Genomic DNA, 19,201 nt, shown 5'->3' on the forward strand with positions numbered 1-19,201 from the left:
GTCTCCCGTGCAAGTACGGACCCCCCTCAAGGTCGTGGCAGCCGCCACGGTCGCCGGTCTCGCCCTGAGCGCCTGTGGCGTGAGCGGCGACGACTCGTCAACCGAGACGAGCAGCTCCTCTGGCCCCGTCAAGGGCCTGCGCATCCTCGTGCCGAACTCCCCCGGCAGCGGCTACGACACCACCGCCCGCCTCGCGGCCAAGGCCATGCAGGATGCCAAGCTCAGCGAGACGATCGAGGTCTTCAACTCGGCAGGCGCCGGCGGCACCGTCGGTCTGCAGCGCCTCGTCAACGAGAAGGGCCACGACGACATCCTCATGCAGATGGGGCTCGGGGTCGTGGGCGCCGTCTACACGAACAAGTCGAAGGCCACGCTCAACGACACCGTCCCGATCGCCAAGCTGATCGAGGAGTCCGAGGCGATCGTCGTGCCGAAGGGCTCCCCCTACGACACCCTCGACAAGCTCGTCGCGGCGTGGAAGGCCAACCCGGGCAAGGTCCCCGTCGGTGGTGCCTCCAACGCCGGTGGCCCCGACCACCTGACCCCGATGCTCCTCGCCAAGGCCGTGGGCATCACCCCGAAGGACGTCAACTACGTGGCGTACGACGGTGGCGGCGAGCTGCTCACCGGGGTCCTCGGCAAGAAGGTCGCCTTCGCGGCGACCGGCATCGGCGAGGTCGCCGAGCAGGCGAAGTCCGGCGACGTGAAGATCCTTGCCGTCACCAGCGCCAAGCCCGTGGAGGGCGTGGACGCTCCCACCCTCAAGAGCCTCGGTGTCGACATGGAGTTCACCAACTGGCGCGGCATCGTGGGTCCCCCCGGGCTCAGCGACGCCAAGACCAAGGAGTACGTCGACCTGCTGACCAAGATGCACGGCACCGACCAGTGGAAGAAGACCTTGGCCGACCAGGGTTGGACGGACTCCTTCCAGACCGGTGACGAGTTCAAGACCTTCCTGACCGCGCAGAACGACAGCGTCGCCGGCGTTCTCAAGGAACTGGGACTGGCCTGATGTCCAGCAGTCCGACTGCGGCAGAGAAGGGGGGCCGCTCCGAGTACGGAGTGGCCCTCCTCCTGCTGGGCCTCGGCGCCTGGGCGATCGTCGACGCGCTCGGGGTGACCGACACCGCGTCTCGTGGTCCCGTCAATGCCCGCACCGTTCCGATCGCTGTCGGGCTGCTGCTCATCCTGATGGCTGCCCTGCTCACCGTGGACCTGGTCCGTGGTGGGCGGGGTGAGGCCGAGGGTGGCGAGGACGTCGACCTCAGCCACGGCAGCGACTGGCGCACGATCGGCCTGCTCGTGGGCTCGTTCGCCGCCAACGCGCTGCTCATCGACCCGCTCGGCTGGCCGATCTCGGGGGCGATCCTGTTCTTCGGGACCACCTACGCCCTCGGTGCGCGGCACTACGTCCGCATGGCGCTGATCTCGATCGTGCTCTCGGTGGGGTCCTGGTACCTGTTCTTCCTCGGCCTGGGCATCAAGCTCCCGGTCGGGCTGCTCAAGGGAATCCTCTGATGGACGGAATCAACGCCCTCATCGACGGCTTCGGCACCGCGCTGACGCCGACGAACCTCCTCTACGCCGTCATCGGCGTGGTCCTCGGCACCGCCATCGGCGTGCTCCCCGGCATCGGCCCGGCGATGACCATCGCCCTGCTTCTGCCGCTGACGTTCACGCTCGAGCCCACTCAGGCGTTCATCATGTTCGCGGGCATCTACTACGGCGGCATGTACGGCGGGTCGACGACGTCGATCCTGCTCAACACGCCAGGCGAGAGCGCGTCGGTCATCACAGCGATCGAGGGCAACCTGATGGCCAAGAAGGGCAGGGGCGCAGCTGCCCTGGCCACGGCGGCGATCGGATCCTTCATCGCGGGCACCATCGGCACCCTGGCCCTCGCCCTCGTCGCTCCCCAGATCGTCAAGCTCGCGATCCAGCTCGGTTCACCCGACTACTTCGCCATCATGATGTTGGCCTTCATCGCCGTGACCACGGTGCTGGGGTCGTCGAAGATCCGTGGCCTCGCCTCACTCGGCATCGGACTGCTCATCGGGACCGTCGGCATCGACCCGACCTCCGGCCAGCAGCGGCTGACCCTCGGCATCCCCCAGCTCGCCGACGGCATCGACGTCGTCGTGGTCGCCGTCGGCCTCTTCGCGGTCGGCGAGGCGCTCTGGATCGCCGCGCACCTGCGCCGCAACCCCGCCGAGATCATCCACGTCGACGGCGCCCGGATGAACCGCGAGGACTGGCGGCGCTCGTGGAAGCCCTGGTTGCGCGGCACCGTGATCGGTTTTCCCTTCGGTGCCATCCCTGCGGGTGGAGCGGAGATCCCGACCTTCCTGTCGTACGCGATGGAGAAGAAGCTCACCAAGCACCCCGAGGAGTTCGGTCACGGGGCCATCGAGGGTGTGGCCGGGCCCGAGGCCACCAACAACGCCTCGGCCGCCGGTGGCCTGGTGCCACTGCTGACCCTCGGCATCCCCACCACCGCGACCGCGGCGGTGATGCTCGGTGCGTTCCAGTCCTATGGCATCCAGCCCGGACCGCGCCTGCTCGACGACCAGTCGGAGCTGGTGTGGGGCCTGATCGCCTCGCTGTTCATCGGCAACGTGATCCTGCTGGCCCTGAACCTGCCCCTCGCGACCATCTGGGCGCGGCTGCTCAACATCCCGCGCCCCTACCTCTACGCCGGCATCCTCTTCTTCGCCAGCATCGGAGCCTATGCCGCCAACACCTCGACGTTCGACCTGTGGCTGCTGCTCATCATCGGCGGTCTCGGGTTCTTCATGCGCCGCTTCGGCCTGCCGGTCGTCCCGGCCATCATCGCGATCATCCTCGGCCCGGTGGCTGAGGAGCAGCTGCGACGGGCACTGCAGATCAGCGACGGCGAGCTGTCCGGTCTGGTCAACACGCCCTTCTCCAAGATCGTCTACGTCATCGTCGTCCTCCTGCTCGTGGTCCCCGTGGTCATCGATCGCGTGCGGTCACGCCGCGGTGGCGGCGACAGCGGCATCCAGGACGTGTCCCCGCTCGGCCACCAGCACGCCAACCAGGAAGGGCAGTAGTCATGGCCATCGTCGTGGGGTTCGTCCCCCGTCCGGAGGGTCACGCAGCCCTCGACCGAGCGATCGAGGAAGCCAGGCTGCGCGGTGCCCGGCTGGTCGTCCTCAACGTCAGCCGGGGAGACGCCCTGGTCGACTCGAGGTTCGCGTCGTCCTCGGACTGGGATGCCGTGAAGGCCCAGCTCGAGGAGTCCGGGGTGGAGCACGAGGTTGCCCAGTCCGTAGAGGCCCGGGACCCGGCCGACCAGCTGCTGCGTGTCGCGGAGGAGACGAACGCCGAGCTCATCGTCATCGGGCTTCGGCGCCGGTCGCCGGTCGGCAAGCTCATCATGGGCAGTGCCGCCCAGACCGTGCTGCTCGAGGCGGAGGCCCCGGTCCTGGCGGTCAAGGCGGCCAGGGACTGATGGCCTCGGTGTCCACCGCCGACCTCTACGACGAACATGGTGACGACCTCCAGTCCTGCTCGGTGCAGTTCCGTCACTACGGTGCCCACTCCTCCTTCGAGGGCGTCATCACGACGATCCGATGTCACCGCGACAACGCGATCGTGAAGTCCACGCTCACCGAGGACGGCTCCGGCCGGGTGCTCGTGGTCGACGGTGGCGGTTCGCTGGAGTCGGCGCTGATGGGAGACCTCATCGCTGCGAGCGCGGTCGCCAACGGTTGGGCGGGCGTGGTCATCCACGGCGCGGTCCGCGACGTGGTGGCGCTGCGCGAGCTCCCGCTCGGCGTCCTCGCCCTGGGGTCGAACCCGCGCAAGAGCGCCAAGGACGGGGTCGGCGAACGCGACGTGGTCGTCAGCTTCGGCGGGGTCGACTTCGTCCCCGGCCAGCGACTCTTCGCCGACGAGGACGGGGTCCTGGCCACCCGCGCCTGACCGCGCGTCTCACCCCTCACGACCACGACCGGGTATGCCGCGTGCGCGCCCTGCGCTCGCGGCACACCCGGTCGTGGTTCGCGCGTCGCGTCCGAGGATGTCTGACACCTGAGACACTGGTGGCGTGGCCAACGCACCCGCCGCTGCGCACACGCTCCAGCTGCTGACCCTCCTCGCACGGCACACCGAACCGCTTCCGGCGGGGTCGATCGCGCGCGAGCTGGGGCTGCCGCGCTCGACGACGTACCACCTGCTCGCAGTGCTTCGAGACCACGGTTTCGTCACCCACCTGGAGGAGGAGCGGCGCTACGGCCTGGGTGTCGCGGCGTTCGAGCTGGGCTCTGCGTACCAGCGACAGGCGCCCCTGCAGCGGATCGCCCGGCCGTTGCTCGGCCGCCTCGTCGACACCACGACGCACAACGCCCACCTCGCGGTGCTGCACGGCCGCGACGTCCTCTATGTCATCGAGGAACGCGCCCCCGGCCGTCCCCTTCTCGTCACCGACGTCGGGGTGCGGCTGCCCGCGACGCTCACCGCCAGCGGCCTCGCGATGCTCGCCCAGCTGCCGGCGGCCCAGGTGCGGGCCCTGTTCCCACACCGCGACACCCTGGTGCAGCGCGACGGCCACGGCCCCACCACGGTCAGCGAGCTGCGGCGTGAGCTGACCGAGGTCCGCACCCGCGGCTACGCGCTCGAGGACGACTCGGTCAGCGTGGGGCTCTCGTCGGTGGCGCAGGCGGTCCTCGACCACACCGGGCACCCGGTCGCCGGCGTCGCGCTGACCTTCCCCCGCGACGGGGTCGACGACACGGAACGCAGTCGGCTGGTCGCCGCCGTGTCCCGCGCCGCCGCCACGCTGTCCGCGCGAATCGGCGGCGTCCGCTGACATCCACCCCCGGCCTGCCAGACTCCAGAGGGCCGCAGCAGAGGGGGTGAGTCCATGACGACGACGCACGTGTCGGCTGGTCGGCGACGGCGCCAACGGCTGCGCCGCACCCTCGTCGTGACCGCCGTCCTGGTCGGGCTCGGCGGAGCAGCCGGGTATGCCGCGTGGCACGACGACTCCTCGGCTGCCGCGGGGCCGCAGGCGTCAGCCACCAGCGAGGCCGACCGGGGGGCGGCGCTCGCCGCGTCGAAGGCGAAGACGAAGACGGGGAAACCGAAAACCGCTGCTGGCAAAGGCTTTGCGCCAGTCGTCACCGACCGGATCCCCGCGCCGACGACGAGCCTGGCACTGTCCGCTCCGATCCCGGGCACCACGAACATGCAGGCCGCAGCCGCAGCCGCCTTCACCCGTGCCTTCGCCGACGCGCGCGCTGACGGGCTGGCTCCCGAGATCAGGTCGGCCTGGCGCAGCGCCGAGTGGCAGCAGATCCTGTTCGACCGGGCCGTGACGAAGTACGGCTCACGCGGGGAGGCTGCCAAGTGGGTACTCGCCCCGGCCAAGTCGGCGCACGTCAAGGGTTATGCGGTCGACGTGCACCCGCAGGCGGCGGCGACGTGGCTCCAGACGCACGGCGCGGCATACGGCATCTGTCGCACCTATGACAACGAGTGGTGGCACTTCGAGTACCTCGCCACCTCTACATGCCCGCCCCGCCAGCCGACCGCAGCCGGCTGACGGGGGGCGGGTCAGACGCCGATCGTGTGCCAGGGCCCCCAGATCGCGAAGCTCAGTCCGGCGCTGGCCTGGATGTTGACGAACAAGGTCGACTTGTCTGGGCTGAACGTCGACCCCGCGAACTCGTCGTCGAACCTCGGCGTGCCGTTGGCGTTGGCTGCTCGGTTGAGTGCGATGTCCCAGAGCTGGCCGCCCTTGTTCAGTCCACGGATGTAGTTGTCCACGTCGTGGTCCTCGCACACGACGAGCGTGCCGCGGTTGCTCACGGTGATGTTGTCCGGGAAGTCGAACGTCTCCTTGCCGGGCGACTGGTAGACGAGCCGCAGCTTCTCGGAGCGGGTGTCGTAGGCCCACACCTGGCCGAAGCCGTTGCCGTACCCGGCGATGAGCTCGGGCCCGGTCTCGGCGTCGCCACCGCCCTGCGTCGAGGTGAAGTAGACGACTCCGTTGTCGTAGATCTGGCCCTCGAGCCGGGAGAAGCCTGCCGCGCCGAGCGCTCGACCCTGGTTGCTGACGTGGACCAGTGCGTCGTCGTTCTTCGTCGGCGCCGGCTGGCCCGGCGTGTAGGGGAAGGTCGGGTCGGGGTCGGCGATGTCCACCCACTCGACGTCGTAGACCGCTCCCTTGTCCTGGTGTGCCTCGAGGTGGGCGTTCGGCTGACCCTTGACGGCGAGCATCTGCAGGTGGCCGTCGTTGTCGAGGTGGCCGCTCTCCATCGGGTTGGTTCCCGGGGTGTACCGGTAGAAGCCGGACGGGAAGGCGAAGTTGTCCTCGGTGAGGTAGAGCCGTCCCTCGCGCGGATCGAAGGACACCGCCTCGTGGGAGAACCGACCTGCCCTCGTGATCGGCATCGCCGCCGAGCGGCCCGTGACGGGGACCTCGAAGACGTAGCCGTGCTTCTTGGTGAACGGGACATTGGACGCCCCGGTGAAGTCCGGCCCGACGTCGGGGCCGTTGACCGTCTCCTCGCAGGTCACCCAGGCACCCCACGGCATCTGCCCACCGGAGCAGTTGTTCGCGGTCCCGTTGATGGCGGTGAACTCCCCCAGGACCTCACCCTCGCCGGTCACGTCGACGTGGATGCACCCGCCTCGGGCGCCGGTGTCGTAGGTCCACGAGCCCACGGCGCCGAAAGGCGTTCCGGTGCCCGCGACCTCGTGGTTGCGGATGAGGGTGACGGCGCCGTCGGGGCCCTCGAAGGCACCCATGCCGTCGTGGCGTCCCGGCATGGGCTTGCCGTCCACGAGGGGCGGCGGCACCGCTTGGGTGTCGTGGAAGGAGCGGTAGCTGAACCCCTCCGGGAGGTGCAACCGCACCTTGCCGTCACGCAGGTCAGGCGTGGCACGCAGGCCACGGAAAGGCGCCGCACCGATGGCCGATGCGGGACCCGCGATCAGACCGGCGAACGGGCCGGCCAACGCCGCCCCTCCCGCGACCGCAGCGCTCCCCTTCAGAAATGTGCGTCTTTCGAGCGTCATGATCCTCTTCCCTTCGAGATCGTCGAATCTCGCCAACCTAGACCGGACCCGCGCGCATCGGAACCCCCACAGCGCCCTCCCGGACCCCCCACAATGGGCCTGTGACCTCGGCCTTCGTCCCCACCGCACCGGTGGGTGCCCTCGTGACGGCGGTCGTGCTCTGCGGGGGCGAGGGGCGGCGCTTCGGGGGCGACAAGACCCGCGCCGACCTGGCCGGGAGCCCGGTGCTCGACCACGTCCTCGACGGCCTGCCGTCCGAGTGGGCGGTCATCTGCGTCGGCGAACCGCGCCCCACCCGACGACCGGCGGCCTGGTGCCGCGAGTCCCCTCCAGGGGGTGGCCCGGTCGCCGCGATCGCGGCTGGCCTGGCCCACGTCGAGCGGCCCCTCGTCGTCGTCCTCGGCGGTGACATGCCGTATGCCGCGGGCCCGGCTCCCAGCCTCGCCTCCCGCCTCGCGGCGTCCCCCGACGTCGAAGCGGTCCTCGGCAGGGACGGTGACGGCCGACTGCAGCCGCTGCTCGCGGCATACCGGGCGGCTGCACTGCGCGACGCGCTGCCGGACCCGCCGGCGGGCACGCCGCTGATGCGGCTGCTCGACGCGCTGCGCACCCTCGTGGTGACCCTTCCTGAGGGTGCGGCACTGGACGTCGACACCACCGCTGACCTCGAGTCGGCGCGCCATAGGCTCGACCCGTGAAGGCGATCACCATCCCGCAGCCCGGCGACGCCTCGGCGCTCGTGCAGACCGAGGTCCCCGACCCGCACCCCGCTCCCGGCGAGGTCCGGGTCCGCGTGGTGGCGGCCGGAGTCAACCGGGCCGACGTCATGCAGCGGATGGGCTTCTACCCACCCCCACCCGGGGCGCCGGACTATCCCGGGCTCGAGGTCAGCGGCACGGTGGACGAGGTCGGCGACGGGGTCGACGGCTGGCACGTCGGCGACGAGGTCTGTGCGCTGCTGTCGGGTGGTGGCTATGCCGAGCTGGTGTGCGTGGCCGCCGAACAGCTCCTGCCGGTCCCGACCGGTGTCTCGCTCGTGGACGCGGCCGCCCTGCCCGAGGTGGTCAGCACGGTGTGGTCCAACGTGTTCATGACGGCGAATCTCCTTCCGGGACAGACCTTTCTGGTTCATGGTGGATCGTCGGGCATCGGGACGATGGCGATCCAGCTGGCCCGTGAGGTGGGAGCGCGCGTCGCCGTCACGGCCGGGTCGGCGGACAAGCTCGAGGTGTGTCGCCAGCTGGGCGCCGACATCCTCGTCAACTACCGAGAGCAGGACTTCGTCGAAGAGCTGCGCGCCGCGACCGCCGGGGCCGGGGCCGACGTCATCCTCGACAACATGGGAGCGAAGTACCTCGCCCGCAACGTCGACGCGCTGGCCCCCAACGGACGCCTGGTCGTGATCGGCTTGCAGGGTGGCGCGAAGGCGGAGCTCGACCTCGGGCTGCTGCTGCGCAAGCGAGCCGCCGTCATCGCCACCTCCCTGCGGGCCCGCCCTGCCCACGAGAAGGCCACCATCGTCGCGGCGGTGCGCGAGCACGTCTGGCCGCTCGTGGCGGCCGGTCGCGTCAAGCCCGTCATCCACAGCCGCTACCCCCTGACGGAGGCAGCGGACGCGCATCGCGAGCTCGAGGCCAGCGGGCACATCGGGAAGATCCTGCTGACCGCCTGAGGCCAGCTCTCGAACCACGTGACCCAGCGAGTCGGGCACGTGCCCCGCCCGCGTCTGCCACCCTGAGGCCATGAACGCAGTCGCCACGGTGCTGGTCGCCCTCGTCGCCCTGATCCACGTCTACATCGTCGTGCTCGAGATGGCGCTCTGGACGACTCCTCGGGGCCGGGCCGCCTTCGGCCTGACGCCGGAGTTCGCCGAGCAGACCAAGGTCCTCGCCGGGAACCAGGGGCTCTACAACGGCTTCCTGGCTGCTGGGCTGGTCTGGGGCATCGTCGGCCCCGACCACCTGCGCTTCGCGTTCCAGGTCTTCTTCCTGCTGTGCGTGATCGTCGCCGGCGCCTACGGCGCGGCCACGGCCAGTCGCAGGATCCTGTTCGTCCAGGCGGTCCCCGGCGCCCTCGCCCTGGCCGCCGTCCTGCTGGCCCACTGACGCACGCCCCCGCGGCGGGCTCAGGATGCTTGACGATCCCCCTACATACTCGGTATACATCTCCCCTACCAAGCGTGATACTGGGTAGGTAGGGGACACCAGAACGGGGACGGTGGGGCGGATGTCGGTCAAACAAGGGCTCCTGGCCCTGCTGGCGACCGAGCCGATGTATGGCGCGCAGCTGCGTGCCGAGTTCGAGGCGAGGACCGGGGGGACCTGGCCGCTCAACGTCGGGCAGGTCTACACGACGCTGGCGCGGCTCGAGCGCGACGGGCTCGTCGAGGCGATCGGGGAGGACGCCGAGGGGCGGATCTCCTACCGCCTCACCCGCACCGGGCGGGCCGAGGTCGTCAGGTGGTGGACGTCCCCCGTGAGCCGGGAGACCACCCCCCGCGACGAGCTGGTCATCAAGCTGGCCCTGGCCGTCACGGTCGACGGCGTCGACGTCAACCGGGTGGTGCAGACCCAGCGGACCGCCACCCTGCGCCACCTCCAGGACCTGACCCGCCTGAAGCAGCGGGCCACCACACACCACGAGTCGGCGGCGGACGGCGACGGCCAGGTGGACCTCGCCTGGCTCCTCGTCCTGGAGAACCTCATCTACGCCGGCGAGGCCGAGGTCCGCTGGCTCGACCACGTCGAGGCCCGGCTGGTGCGCGAGGCGACCCGCCCTCGGACGCCCGCGCGCGGCATACCCGGAGCAGTGGAGGAGGGGCGTCACCACGGCACCGACACCACAGCCACCAGCACGGACAGCAGCACCCTTAGCAGCACCGGTAGCAGCACCACGGACACCGCCGGTCACAGCATCAGCTCAGCACTCAGGGGGGAACAACGATGAGAAGCGCACCCAGCTCGTCACCGAGCACCGACGTGATCCTGCGCCTGGACAACGTCACCCGCGTCCACGGCACCGACAGCACGGCGGTCCGCGCCCTGGCCGGCGTCAGCCTCGACGTCCGCGCCGGAGAGCTCGTCGCCGTCATGGGCCCGAGCGGCTCCGGCAAGTCCACGCTGCTCAACCTCGCGGGCGGACTCGACGCGGCCACCAGCGGACAGGTGATCATCGAGGGCCAGAGCATCGGGAGCCTCAAGGCCGACGCCCTCGCACGGCTGCGGCGTCGACGGGTCGGGTTCGTCTTCCAGGACTTCAACCTGATCCCGTCCCTGACCGCGGTCGAGAACGTCGCCCTCCCCCTCGAGCTCGACGGCCAGCGCGTCGGCAGGGCGCGCCGCAGGGCTGTCGACGCGCTGACGATGGTGGGGGTGCAGGAGCTCGCGGACCGTTATCCGGACAAGATGTCCGGCGGCCAGCAGCAGCGGGTGGCGATCGCCCGCGCACTGGTCGGTGACCGTCGCCTGGTTCTCGCCGACGAACCCACCGGCGCCCTCGACTCGCACACCGGGGAGGGCGTGCTGCGGGTCCTGCGCGAACGCTGCGACGCCGGTGCTGCCGGGCTCCTCGTCACCCACGAGGCGCGGCACGCGGCCTGGGCCGACCGGGTGGTGTTCCTGCGTGATGGCGTGGTCGTCGACAGCACCGGATCGCCAGAGACGGCCGAGACGCTCCTCGAGCCCACCGCCTGAGGCCGGCCATGACGACACTCCTGGAGCAGGAGGCACCCGTGGGTATGCCGGGTGGTTCCGGCCGTGCCGACCGCTCGGGCTCGCGCCCCGCCCGGTGGCGTGCCTCGTGGCGGATCGCCCTGCGCATGGCCAGGCGCGACCTGCGTCGCCACAAGGGTCGGTCGATCCTCGTCTTCCTCATGGTCGCCATCCCCGTGGGGTTGCTGGCCGGCGGCGCGACCCTGGGCGCCACGGAGCAGGCCGACGGAGCCGATCTCGTGACGGCCCGGATGGGTACGGGCCAGGCGCTCGTCCAAGGCCCCCAGATCGGGAAGATCCAGCAGACCCCCGACCCGAACCGCGGTGGCAGCGGATGGGGCGGCGACAACCCGGCCACCACGATCCCCGGTTTCGTGGCGAGCGGGTCGTCGACCGACAACGCGGCCGCGATCGGTCGGCTCGCGGGTGGGGCGACTGCAGTCGCTGTGGGGGAGACGCAGATGCGACTCGTCGTCGGAGACCGCCGGGTGCGTGTCACGGGGCTCGTCGCCGACCCGCGGGTGGCGGACCTCGGCGACAAGGCGCGGCTCGCCTCCGGTTCGTGGGGGGCCGATCCGGACGAGATCGTCATCACCCCCGCCGGCGAGCGCAAGGGACTGCCGCGCTCCGGCACGGTGACGCTGTCAGCCGGCGGAACCGAACGATCGGTGAAGGTCGTCGGCACCGCCACGGCCCTGCTCGAGTGGGGCGGTATGCCCGACTTCGTGGTGCCCTCGATGCCGGACGGTGCCGCCGCCGACGCGAGTGGAATGGGGGCAGCTGGGTCCTGGGTGCTGGTGGGCGGTGGACCGGTGAGCTGGGAGGAGATCCAGCGGCTCAACGCCTACGGCCTGACCGTGTACAGCCGTGCGGTGCTCGAGAACCCCCCGCCGGAGAGCTCGTTGCCCGTCGAGCTGCGCTCCCAGAACGACTTCACCCAGGACACCAGTCGGATGATCGCCGTGATCGGCGGGGTGATGCTCTTCATCCTCACCACGCTCCTCGTCGGCCCGGCCTTCGCGGTGAGCGCCGCCCGACAGCGCCGGACCCTCGCCCTGGCGGCGACCAACGGCGCTGAGACACGACAGCTGCGCCGCACCGTGCTCGCGCAGGCACTGGTCCTCGGTGTGATCTCGGCACTGGGCGGCGTCCTCCTGGGGATTGCCGCAGTGACCGTCGGCCTGTGGTGGTGGGTCCGAGCGCACCCCGAGAGCTCGTTCGCAGCGATCCGCCTCGACCTCCCCTGGGCAGCGTTCGCGATCCTCGTGCCGTGCGCCGTCCTCAGCGCGATCATCGCGGCGCTGCTGCCTTCGATGCGCCTGGGTCGCCTCGACATCATCGGCGTGATGCGCGGCCAGAGCGTGTCGCCGAGGCTCAACAAGGTGGTTCCCGTCGTCGGCCTGGTTCTCGCCGTCATCGGGGGCGCGGTCGTCCTGTCCGCGGCGCAGCTCCGGGGCGGTGGCGACTTCCGTGTGGCCATCGGCGCCGTCGGCCTGGTGCTCGGCACCCTGCTCCTTGTCCCCGCGATCCTGGTCGCCTTCGGCAGGCTCGCCGCACGGCTCCCGGTGGCACCACGGATCGCGATTCGCGACGCCGCGCGACACCGCAGCCGCTCCACCCCGACCGTCGCGGCGATCCTGGCCGGTGTCGTCGCGCTGACCGCCTTCAGCATCGGGCTGGCCAGCGACACCAAGCAGCAGATGGCGACCTACCAGCCCCAGGCGTTGCGCGGTGAAGGAGTCGTCTACACCGCGGACCCGGAGATGCGGTTGTCCGCCGCGGCCGCACTCAAGCAGTTCCCCGCCCTGGTCCAGACGCCCTTCGTGGTGGCGCGCCCCAAGGAGGACCCGATGATGAACGCGGGCACCGCGGCACCGGGCAAGCCCGTCGAGTTCGTGTCCGTGGTGCCCGAGGGGTGCACGGCGACGTTGACCCTCCCGAGCAGCACGGGCGAGCACCAGAACTGCGTCCGCCTCGGTAGCCAGGCCTACGACCGGGGACAGATCGGCGCCCTTCCGGCCTCCGAGATCGCCCGTCGGTTCGGGCTCACGGAGACGCAGCGCTCGGCAGTGCAGAAGGGTGCGATGGTCGTTGCCCTGAAGGACCTGGGGGCCAAGCCGGCGCTGACCGTGGTCTCCGGCACCTTCGTCCTCGACAACCAGACGTATGCCGCGACCCAGGTCACCGAGCGCACGACCACCTCGGTCCCGGTCGTGGGCGTGCCCGCCGACCGACTCACGGACGGCTCGATGCCGGGTCAGTCGGGCGCCATCGTCTCCACCGAGACCGCGACCAGGCTGGGATGGCCGCTGCAGCAGGAGTCGGTCCTGCTGCGCGACGCCGAGGGCGCCATCAGCTCCGATACCCAGAAGGCCCTGGACGAGCTCGTCGGCGACGGCGGCGGCGTCTATGTGGAGCGGGGTTTCCAGCGCTACGACGAGACGGTCATGCGGATCATGATGGGCGTCGCCGCGCTCCTGCTGCTCATCGTGACCCTCATCTCCACGGCGCTGTCGATGGCCGAGCAGCAGGCCGACTCCGGCACCCTCGCGGCGGTCGGCGCCACCCGTCGCACCCGGCGCGCCTTCGCCGCCTCCCAGGCCATGGTGGTCGGGTTCATCGGCGCCATCCTCGGAATCGCCGTCGGCCTGGTCCCCGGCATCGCGATCACCTATCCCCTCACCACGCAGTACAACTCGGACCCGGCCACCGGCGTGGAGCAGTGGAGCGGACCCTTCCTGTCGATCCCCTGGACACCGCTGCTGCTCGTCGTGCTCGGGGTGCCGCTGCTCGCAGGACTGCTCTCCGCCCTGGCGATCAGACGAGCTCCCGCCATGACGCGCCGGGCCGACTAGGTATGGCGCCGTCCCGCGTCCACACCCCTGATGCCCGTGGACGGGGTGGGGCAGGATGGGTGGCATGAGCCAGACGCCAGACCAGCACGAGACCGACCCGACCGGCAACGGCGACCAGCAGCGCGTCGTGGTCGTGACCCAGGACGGCATGGGCGTCGCCCCGCACCGTGACGGTGAGGATGGACCCACGAACCCCGCCGACCTCGTGGAGCAGCCGGCCAAGGTCATGCGCATCGGCTCGATGATCAAGCAGCTGCTCGAAGAGGTGCGCAACGCCCCGCTCGACGAGGCCGGCAGGGCCCGGCTGGCGGAGATCCACCGCCGTTCGATCAAGGAGCTCGAGGACGGCCTGGCTCCCGAGCTGATCGACGAGCTCGAGCGGATCGCCTTGCCCTTCAACGAGAACGAACCACCCACGGACGCCGAGCTCCGCATCGCCCAGGCCCAGCTCGTGGGCTGGCTCGAGGGCCTGTTCCACGGCATCCAGACGGCGCTGTTCGCCCAGCAGATGGCGGCCCAGCAACAGCTCCAGCAGATGCGGCGAGCCCTTCCGCCCGGTCACGCGCCCGAGGGCGGACCCGGCGCCGAGGGCATGGCCGGCGCACACGGCATACCTCCACACCCCGGTGAGAGCGGCCCGACGGGCCAGTACCTCTGACAGGCAACCACCCGCTACGTTCTGGGTCATGACGGACTCGGTGCAGCAGCTGGCGGACGACTTCCACGACTACCGCATGCGGACCTCGCCCACCTGGGCGCACATGCTGGGTGACTACCGTTTCGCCGACCGGTACGAGGACGGGTCGCGGGCTGCTGAGGACGCCGAGGTCGCGTCCCTTCGCGAGTTCGCCGCGCGCGCCGAAGCCATCCCCGACGAGGGCCTCGACGGCCCGGACCGGGTGACCCGCGACGTCGTGGCCTTCGACGCGACGACCTCCGCCGACGTGGGCGAGTCGCACCTGGCCGAGTTCGGCGTCGACCCGGTCTTCGGGGTCCAGGTCGCCCTCGGTGTCACCATCGCCGGGTTGTCGCTGCCGACCGCGGACGTCGCCGACGCCATGGTGTCCAAGTACCGCGGGATCGGCCAGAACATCAAGGACTTCGCCGAGCGGCACCGCGAGGGGGTGGCCTCGGGACGCACTCCCGCAGCCTTCGCCGTGGAACGCTCGATCGAGCAGGTCGAGCAGTGGCTGGCCACTCCGCTCGACGAGGACGTGCTCCTCACGTCCACGACCGAACCGCCTGCCGGTTATGACGTCGAGGCCTGGCGCGGCCGCCTCGCCGACGTCATCGCCGCCGACGTCCGTCCCGCCCTCGAGGCCTTCCGTGACGTGCTGCGCGACGAGGTCACCCCGGTCATGCGACCCGACGAGCAGTGCGGCCTGTCCTGGCTCCCGGACGGGGAGCAGACCTATGCCCACCTGCTGGCCCGCGACACGACGACCTCCCTCACCGCCCAGCAGATCCACGAGATCGGGCTGCAGCAGATCGCCTCGCTCGAGGACGAGTACCGCTCTCTCGCACCGGAAGTGGTCGGCACCGACGACCTCCCGTCGATCTACCGGGCCCTTCGGGACGACCCCGCGCTGCGGCACTCCAGCTCGACCGAGATCGTCGCCGCCTGCGAGACGGCGTTCGCCAAGGCGCGCGGGGTCATGCCCGAGTGGTTCGACCGGTTGCCGGTCGCGGACTGCGTGGTGAAGTCCACCGACGTGGGTGCCGCGGCCTACTACTTCCCACCCGCGGACGACGGCAGCCGCGGCGGGACGTTCTACATCAACACGGCCGACCCGGCGCACTGGGGACGGTTCGAGCTGGAGGCGCTGTCGTACCACGAGGGCATCCCCGGCCACCACCTCCAGCTGGCCATCGCCGGCGAGCTCACCGAGGTGCCGAAGTACCGCAAGTTCACGATCTTCAACGCCTACGCCGAGGGCTGGGGGCTCTACACCGAACGCCTCGCCGACGAGATGGGCCTCTACACCAGTCCCCTCGAGCGGCTCGGCATGCTCACCATGGACTCCATGCGCGCCTGCCGGCTCGTCGTCGACACCGGCCTGCACGCGATGGGATGGAGCCGCCAGCAGGCCGTCGACTACATGGTCGCCAACTGCCCACTCAGCGTCGGTGGGGTCAAGGCCGAGATCGACAGGTATGCCGTGATGCCGGGTCAGGCGTGCGGCTACATGATCGGGCGGCTCGAGGTCCTGCGGATCCGTCGGGAAGCACAGGAGCGACAAGCGGACCGGTTCGACATCAAGGCGTTCCACAACGCCGTGCTCGACGGCGGCAGCGTGCCCCTGGCCGTGCTCGACACCGTCGTCCGCCACCGCCTCCCCTGACGGCCTGGCCCTAGGGCAGGAGGCCGCTGGGAACGGCCGACGGTGCCACCGACGTGGTCCGCGCACCCGGCAGGTCGGCGGTGTAGACATCGAGTCCCCGGACCAGGTCGACCGAGTACACGACGTTGGTCTTGCGGTCGGTTCGGACGTCGTGCTTGGTGTAGTCCGGCACCCAGTAGGAGTCCCACACCTCCGATGCGCCCCAGACGGCATGGCCGTACGGCTTGATGTCGCGGGGGTCGCGGACGTCGACCAGCTGGGTCCCGCCGCCGTAGAAGCCCACGGTGACGACTCCCGACGGGTGGAAGTCGAACCAGTGTGCCGAGCAGAACGCGCCGACGGGCAGCGGGAACGAACCCAGGTCGGACAGCTCGACCTTGTCGAGCGGGACGATCGCGTCCGGGGTGCCGTCGAGCCGCTTCACCCACCAGGTCTGGAACGAGCCGGACTTGGTGCAGTCGACCTGCTCGTAGTCCTCCTCGGTGACCAGGAGGATGTTGCCGTTGGCCAGGCTGGGTGCTGCGTCAGCGACGAAGGCCTCGGCGTTGGGCCGGAACGAGTTGTGGTGGATGAAGTCGTTGTACCCGTTCTTGGTGGTGCCGTCCGCCTCGAGCCCGCGGCCGGCGAGTCCCGTGGTCGTGACCACACGCGGGTGAAGCGGGTCGCGCACGTCGAAGATCGACGAGCCGTTGTAGCCGGTGTGCGTCGCGTATCCGGCCTTGTCGAAGTTCCACTTGTGCCCACCGCTCGGCGAGGCGAAGGGCTGAACCCCGACCGTCGCCGGGTCCGCGTCGACCTCGTGAGGTGCGTCGAGGTTGTCGAGGTCGATCATCGAGAAGTTCGTGCGACCACCTGCGGAGTAGGCGTAGCGGCAGTCGCGGTCGTCGACGCAGGCCACCGTGTGCGTGCTCGTCGTGGCCGTCGCGCTCGAGCGCAGTCTGGGCTTGGTCGGGTCAGTGACATCGACGACGATGAGCTCCTTGCCACCAGCCGCCGCGGCGGTGTGCTGGATGTCTGCGGACACGTCGTAGGTGTCCACACCGATGAGCGCAAAGCGTTCGGTACCGGCAGCGGTCTTGCGTTCGCCGCAGTTGATCGCCTCGTTCTCGAAGACCAGGTTGGGCAGCGTGCCGACCAGCTTGGGCGCGACCGGGTCACTGACGTCGAAGACGCTGAGCGAGTCCAGCGAGGACATGACGAACAGCGGTGCGGTCTTGAGGAAGCAGCCGGAGATGCCGGCCGTTTCCGGGAAGTTCGCCTCCAGGCGCAGGTTGGGGCTGTTCACCAAGGGCACGCTCGTGCCGCCTGAGTAGGCCTGACGCGCTGCTGCCGCTCGCCCTGCGTCCTTGCCGTGGTCTCCGTGAGCGGAGGCGAACCCGGCCGTCGACGGGACCAGGATGGCGGCGCCCGCGATACCGGTCAGGACGGCGCGAACGGATGGGCTGATGCGGTGCATGTGATCCTCCAGAGGTGCGGCTCTTGGTCGGACCACGAGGCTCAGCCCGGACAAGTCACGAAAAGCGGCGGCGGCCCGGTGGGCCGCGCTCGACGAACCAGCGACCCGCGGTCAGCTGACGGCGGCTGCGGCTGCCCTGCCTGCGGTGCGCCCGGAGAAGATGCAGCCGCCGAGGAAGGTGCCCTCGAGCGCGCGGTACCCGTGCACCCCACCGCCGCCGAACCCGGCAACCTCGCCCGCGGCATACAGGCCGGGCACCGGCTCACCCGATGCGGACAGGACGCGCGAAGAGAGGTCGGTCTCGAGGCCGCCGAGGGTCTTGCGGGTGAGGATGTTGAGGCGCACCGCGATGAGCGGGCCGGCCTTGGGGTCGAGGATGCGGTGTGGTGACGCCGTGCGGATCAGCTTGTCACCACGGTAGTTCCGCGCCCCACGCACGGCGGTCACCTGGGCGTCCTTGCAGAAGTCGTTGTCGATCTGCCGGTCACGGTCGACGATCTGGCGTTCGAGGTGGGCCAGGTCGAGGGGCGCGTCGGGGGTGAGCGCGTTCATCTTGGCGACGAGCTCGCCGAGGGTGTCGGCCGAGACGAAGTCGGCGCCCTTGTCGAGGAACGCGCGCACCGGTCCGGGCATGTCGGCCCGGGCACGCCCGAGCACGTCCCTGACCGACTTGCCGGTGAGGTCGGGGTTCTGCTCCGAACCGGAGAGCGCGAACTCCTTGCCGATGATCTTCTTCGTGAGGATGAACCAGCTGTGGTCGTGCCCGGTCCGGCGCAGGTGCGACAACGTGCCGAGCGTGTCGAAGCCGGGAAAGAGCGGGGCCGGCAGCCGGTCGCCGTTCCCGTCGAACCACAGGGAGCTCGGCCCGGGCAGGATGCGGATCGCGTGGGACGGCCAGATGGGGTCCCAGTTCTCGATGCCCTCGACGTAGTGCCACATCCGGTCACGGTTGACCAGGCGCCCACCCGCGGCCTCGGTGATGGCCAGCATCCGGCCGTCGACGTGCGCCGGGACCCCCGTGAGCATGTGCTCGGGCGCGCCGCCCAGCCGTTCGGGCCAGTTGGCGCGGACGAGGTCGTGGTTGGCGCCGATGCCGCCGCTGGTGACCACGACCGCCTGCGCGGTCAGCTCGAACTCGCCGACGGCGTCGCGGTTGGTCGGCCTGCCCCGTGAGGCATCGTCGGCAGCCAGGAGCGTGCCCCGGACCCCGGTGACGGTGCCGTCCGAGGTGATCAGCTCGTCGACCTGATGCCGGTGCCGCAGCTCGACGCGACCCGCTGCGACGTGCTCGGCGACGCGCCTCAGGAACGGCGCCAGCACCCCGGGCCCGGTCCCCCAGACGATGTGGAACCGCGGCACCGAGTTGCCGTGCCCCGACGCGGACCCGTCGCCGCGCTCGGCCCAGCCGACGACGGGGAAGAACCGCATGCCCTGCTCGTGCAGCCAGGCCCGCTTCTCCCCGGCCGCGAAGTCGACGTAGGCGCGGGCCCACTGGGCGCCCCACTTGTCCTCGTCGTCGAGCCGGTCGAAACCCGCCGAGCCGTTCCAGTCCTGCCAGGCCAGGTCGACGGTGTCCTTGATGCCCATCCGTCGCTGCTCGGGGCTGTCCACGAGGAACAGCCCACCGAACGACCAGTGCGCCTGCCCGCCGAGGTTCGCCGCACTCTCCTGGTCGACGACCAGGACCCGGCGCCCGGCATCGGCGATCTCGGCAGCAGCAACGAGTCCGGACAGTCCGGCTCCGACCACGATGACGTCAGCGTCCATGACCGCACCCTATGGCGCAGGCGGTCA

The 19,201-nt window shown here is 70.5% G+C and carries 18 protein-coding genes; 15 read left to right on the forward strand and 3 right to left on the reverse strand.

Going from position 1 to position 19,201, the window contains the following annotated elements; all coding sequences use genetic code 11:
- The first annotated feature begins 7 nt into the window (after positions 1-7).
- The 7 genes from AC1DWR_RS12155 (at position 8) to AC1DWR_RS12185 (ending at position 5,566) form a co-directional block, all read left to right on the forward strand.
- The gene (locus AC1DWR_RS12155) at positions 8-1,012 is read left to right on the forward strand and encodes a Bug family tripartite tricarboxylate transporter substrate binding protein (RefSeq protein ID WP_477624510.1); all 1,005 of its coding nucleotides are present in this window, start codon (positions 8-10) and stop codon (positions 1,010-1,012) included.
- A complete protein-coding gene (locus AC1DWR_RS12160; protein ID WP_477614122.1) occupies positions 1,012-1,518 on the forward strand; it encodes a tripartite tricarboxylate transporter TctB family protein in 507 nt (168 codons plus the stop codon). The genes AC1DWR_RS12155 and AC1DWR_RS12160 overlap by 1 nt, the downstream gene beginning before the upstream one ends.
- The gene (locus AC1DWR_RS12165) at positions 1,518-3,071 is read left to right on the forward strand and encodes a tripartite tricarboxylate transporter permease (protein WP_477624511.1); all 1,554 of its coding nucleotides are present in this window, start codon (positions 1,518-1,520) and stop codon (positions 3,069-3,071) included. Before AC1DWR_RS12160 ends, AC1DWR_RS12165 begins: the two co-directional genes overlap by 1 nt.
- A gap of 2 nt (positions 3,072-3,073) precedes the next feature.
- A complete protein-coding gene (locus AC1DWR_RS12170; RefSeq protein WP_477624512.1) occupies positions 3,074-3,472 on the forward strand; it encodes a universal stress protein in 399 nt (132 codons plus the stop codon).
- Positions 3,472-3,945 carry a ribonuclease E activity regulator RraA gene (gene rraA / locus AC1DWR_RS12175; RefSeq protein ID WP_477624513.1) on the forward strand — a complete coding sequence of 158 codons (474 nt, stop codon included), beginning with the start codon at positions 3,472-3,474 and terminating at the stop codon, positions 3,943-3,945. Before AC1DWR_RS12170 ends, rraA begins: the two co-directional genes overlap by 1 nt.
- A 124-nt stretch (positions 3,946-4,069) precedes the next feature.
- Positions 4,070-4,831: an IclR family transcriptional regulator gene (locus AC1DWR_RS12180; RefSeq protein WP_477624514.1), complete on the forward strand. Its 762-nt coding sequence runs from the start codon at positions 4,070-4,072 to the stop codon at positions 4,829-4,831.
- 54 nt (positions 4,832-4,885) lie between these two features.
- Positions 4,886-5,566, forward strand: coding sequence for a D-alanyl-D-alanine carboxypeptidase family protein (locus AC1DWR_RS12185; protein ID WP_477624515.1), 681 nt, complete (start codon positions 4,886-4,888; stop codon positions 5,564-5,566).
- Between the two features lie 11 nt (positions 5,567-5,577).
- Here AC1DWR_RS12185 and AC1DWR_RS12190 read toward each other — a convergent pair whose 3' ends face one another.
- Positions 5,578-7,044 carry a PhoX family protein gene (locus AC1DWR_RS12190; protein WP_477624516.1) on the reverse strand — a complete coding sequence of 489 codons (1,467 nt, stop codon included), beginning with the start codon at positions 7,042-7,044 and terminating at the stop codon, positions 5,578-5,580.
- A 101-nt stretch (positions 7,045-7,145) separates the two neighbouring features.
- Between AC1DWR_RS12190 and mobA the strand changes: the two genes are divergently transcribed.
- The 8 genes from mobA (at position 7,146) to AC1DWR_RS12230 (ending at position 15,951) form a co-directional block, all read left to right on the forward strand.
- The gene (mobA, locus tag AC1DWR_RS12195; protein WP_477624517.1) at positions 7,146-7,742 is read left to right on the forward strand and encodes a molybdenum cofactor guanylyltransferase; all 597 of its coding nucleotides are present in this window, start codon (positions 7,146-7,148) and stop codon (positions 7,740-7,742) included.
- Positions 7,739-8,716, forward strand: coding sequence for an NAD(P)H-quinone oxidoreductase (locus AC1DWR_RS12200; protein WP_477624518.1), 978 nt, complete (start codon positions 7,739-7,741; stop codon positions 8,714-8,716). Before mobA ends, AC1DWR_RS12200 begins: the two co-directional genes overlap by 4 nt.
- Before the next feature lie 70 nt (positions 8,717-8,786).
- Entirely contained in the window at positions 8,787-9,149 is a 363-nt protein-coding gene (locus AC1DWR_RS12205) for a DUF1304 domain-containing protein (protein WP_477624519.1), read from the forward strand.
- 121 nt (positions 9,150-9,270) lie between these two features.
- Positions 9,271-9,990 carry a PadR family transcriptional regulator gene (locus AC1DWR_RS12210; protein WP_477624520.1) on the forward strand — a complete coding sequence of 240 codons (720 nt, stop codon included), beginning with the start codon at positions 9,271-9,273 and terminating at the stop codon, positions 9,988-9,990.
- On the forward strand, positions 9,987-10,736 hold the full coding sequence (locus AC1DWR_RS12215) for an ABC transporter ATP-binding protein (protein ID WP_477614133.1): 750 nt from the start codon (positions 9,987-9,989) through the stop codon (positions 10,734-10,736). The genes AC1DWR_RS12210 and AC1DWR_RS12215 overlap by 4 nt, the downstream gene beginning before the upstream one ends.
- An 8-nt stretch (positions 10,737-10,744) precedes the next feature.
- The gene (locus AC1DWR_RS12220; RefSeq protein ID WP_477624521.1) at positions 10,745-13,609 is read left to right on the forward strand and encodes an ABC transporter permease; all 2,865 of its coding nucleotides are present in this window, start codon (positions 10,745-10,747) and stop codon (positions 13,607-13,609) included.
- Between the two features lie 64 nt (positions 13,610-13,673).
- Positions 13,674-14,267, forward strand: coding sequence for a bacterial proteasome activator family protein (locus tag AC1DWR_RS12225; protein ID WP_477624522.1), 594 nt, complete (start codon positions 13,674-13,676; stop codon positions 14,265-14,267).
- Between the two features lie 28 nt (positions 14,268-14,295).
- On the forward strand, positions 14,296-15,951 hold the full coding sequence (locus tag AC1DWR_RS12230; protein WP_477624523.1) for a DUF885 domain-containing protein: 1,656 nt from the start codon (positions 14,296-14,298) through the stop codon (positions 15,949-15,951).
- 10 nt (positions 15,952-15,961) lie between these two features.
- On the opposite strand, the gene AC1DWR_RS12235 is transcribed toward AC1DWR_RS12230, so the two are convergent.
- The gene (locus AC1DWR_RS12235) at positions 15,962-17,407 is read right to left on the reverse strand and encodes an LVIVD repeat-containing protein (RefSeq protein ID WP_477624524.1); all 1,446 of its coding nucleotides are present in this window, start codon (positions 17,405-17,407) and stop codon (positions 15,962-15,964) included.
- A 111-nt stretch (positions 17,408-17,518) separates the two neighbouring features.
- Positions 17,519-19,174: an FAD-binding dehydrogenase gene (locus AC1DWR_RS12240; RefSeq protein ID WP_477624525.1), complete on the reverse strand. Its 1,656-nt coding sequence runs from the start codon at positions 19,172-19,174 to the stop codon at positions 17,519-17,521.
- Positions 19,175-19,201 lie beyond the last annotated feature (27 nt).

This window comes from Pedococcus sp. P2_E2, from assembly GCF_056403955.1.

Bases quoted from the DNA above. Each gene is read 5' to 3' on its own strand.
- AC1DWR_RS12190 (WP_477624516.1), bottom strand. From the start codon at position 7,044: ATGACGCTCGAAAGACGCACATTTCTGAAGGGGAGCGCTGCGGTCGCG.
- AC1DWR_RS12225 (WP_477624522.1), top strand. From the start codon at position 13,674: ATGAGCCAGACGCCAGACCAGCACGAGACCGACCCGACCGGCAACGGC.
- AC1DWR_RS12185 (WP_477624515.1), top strand. From the start codon at position 4,886: ATGACGACGACGCACGTGTCGGCTGGTCGGCGACGGCGCCAACGGCTG.
- AC1DWR_RS12240 (WP_477624525.1), bottom strand. From the start codon at position 19,174: ATGGACGCTGACGTCATCGTGGTCGGAGCCGGACTGTCCGGACTCGTT.
- AC1DWR_RS12205 (WP_477624519.1), top strand. From the start codon at position 8,787: ATGAACGCAGTCGCCACGGTGCTGGTCGCCCTCGTCGCCCTGATCCAC.
- AC1DWR_RS12215 (WP_477614133.1), top strand. From the start codon at position 9,987: ATGAGAAGCGCACCCAGCTCGTCACCGAGCACCGACGTGATCCTGCGC.
- AC1DWR_RS12235 (WP_477624524.1), bottom strand. From the start codon at position 17,407: ATGCACCGCATCAGCCCATCCGTTCGCGCCGTCCTGACCGGTATCGCG.
- AC1DWR_RS12230 (WP_477624523.1), top strand. From the start codon at position 14,296: ATGACGGACTCGGTGCAGCAGCTGGCGGACGACTTCCACGACTACCGC.
- AC1DWR_RS12210 (WP_477624520.1), top strand. From the start codon at position 9,271: ATGTCGGTCAAACAAGGGCTCCTGGCCCTGCTGGCGACCGAGCCGATG.
- AC1DWR_RS12160 (WP_477614122.1), top strand. From the start codon at position 1,012: ATGTCCAGCAGTCCGACTGCGGCAGAGAAGGGGGGCCGCTCCGAGTAC.
- AC1DWR_RS12220 (WP_477624521.1), top strand. From the start codon at position 10,745: ATGACGACACTCCTGGAGCAGGAGGCACCCGTGGGTATGCCGGGTGGT.
- rraA (WP_477624513.1), top strand. From the start codon at position 3,472: ATGGCCTCGGTGTCCACCGCCGACCTCTACGACGAACATGGTGACGAC.
- AC1DWR_RS12165 (WP_477624511.1), top strand. From the start codon at position 1,518: ATGGACGGAATCAACGCCCTCATCGACGGCTTCGGCACCGCGCTGACG.
- AC1DWR_RS12170 (WP_477624512.1), top strand. From the start codon at position 3,074: ATGGCCATCGTCGTGGGGTTCGTCCCCCGTCCGGAGGGTCACGCAGCC.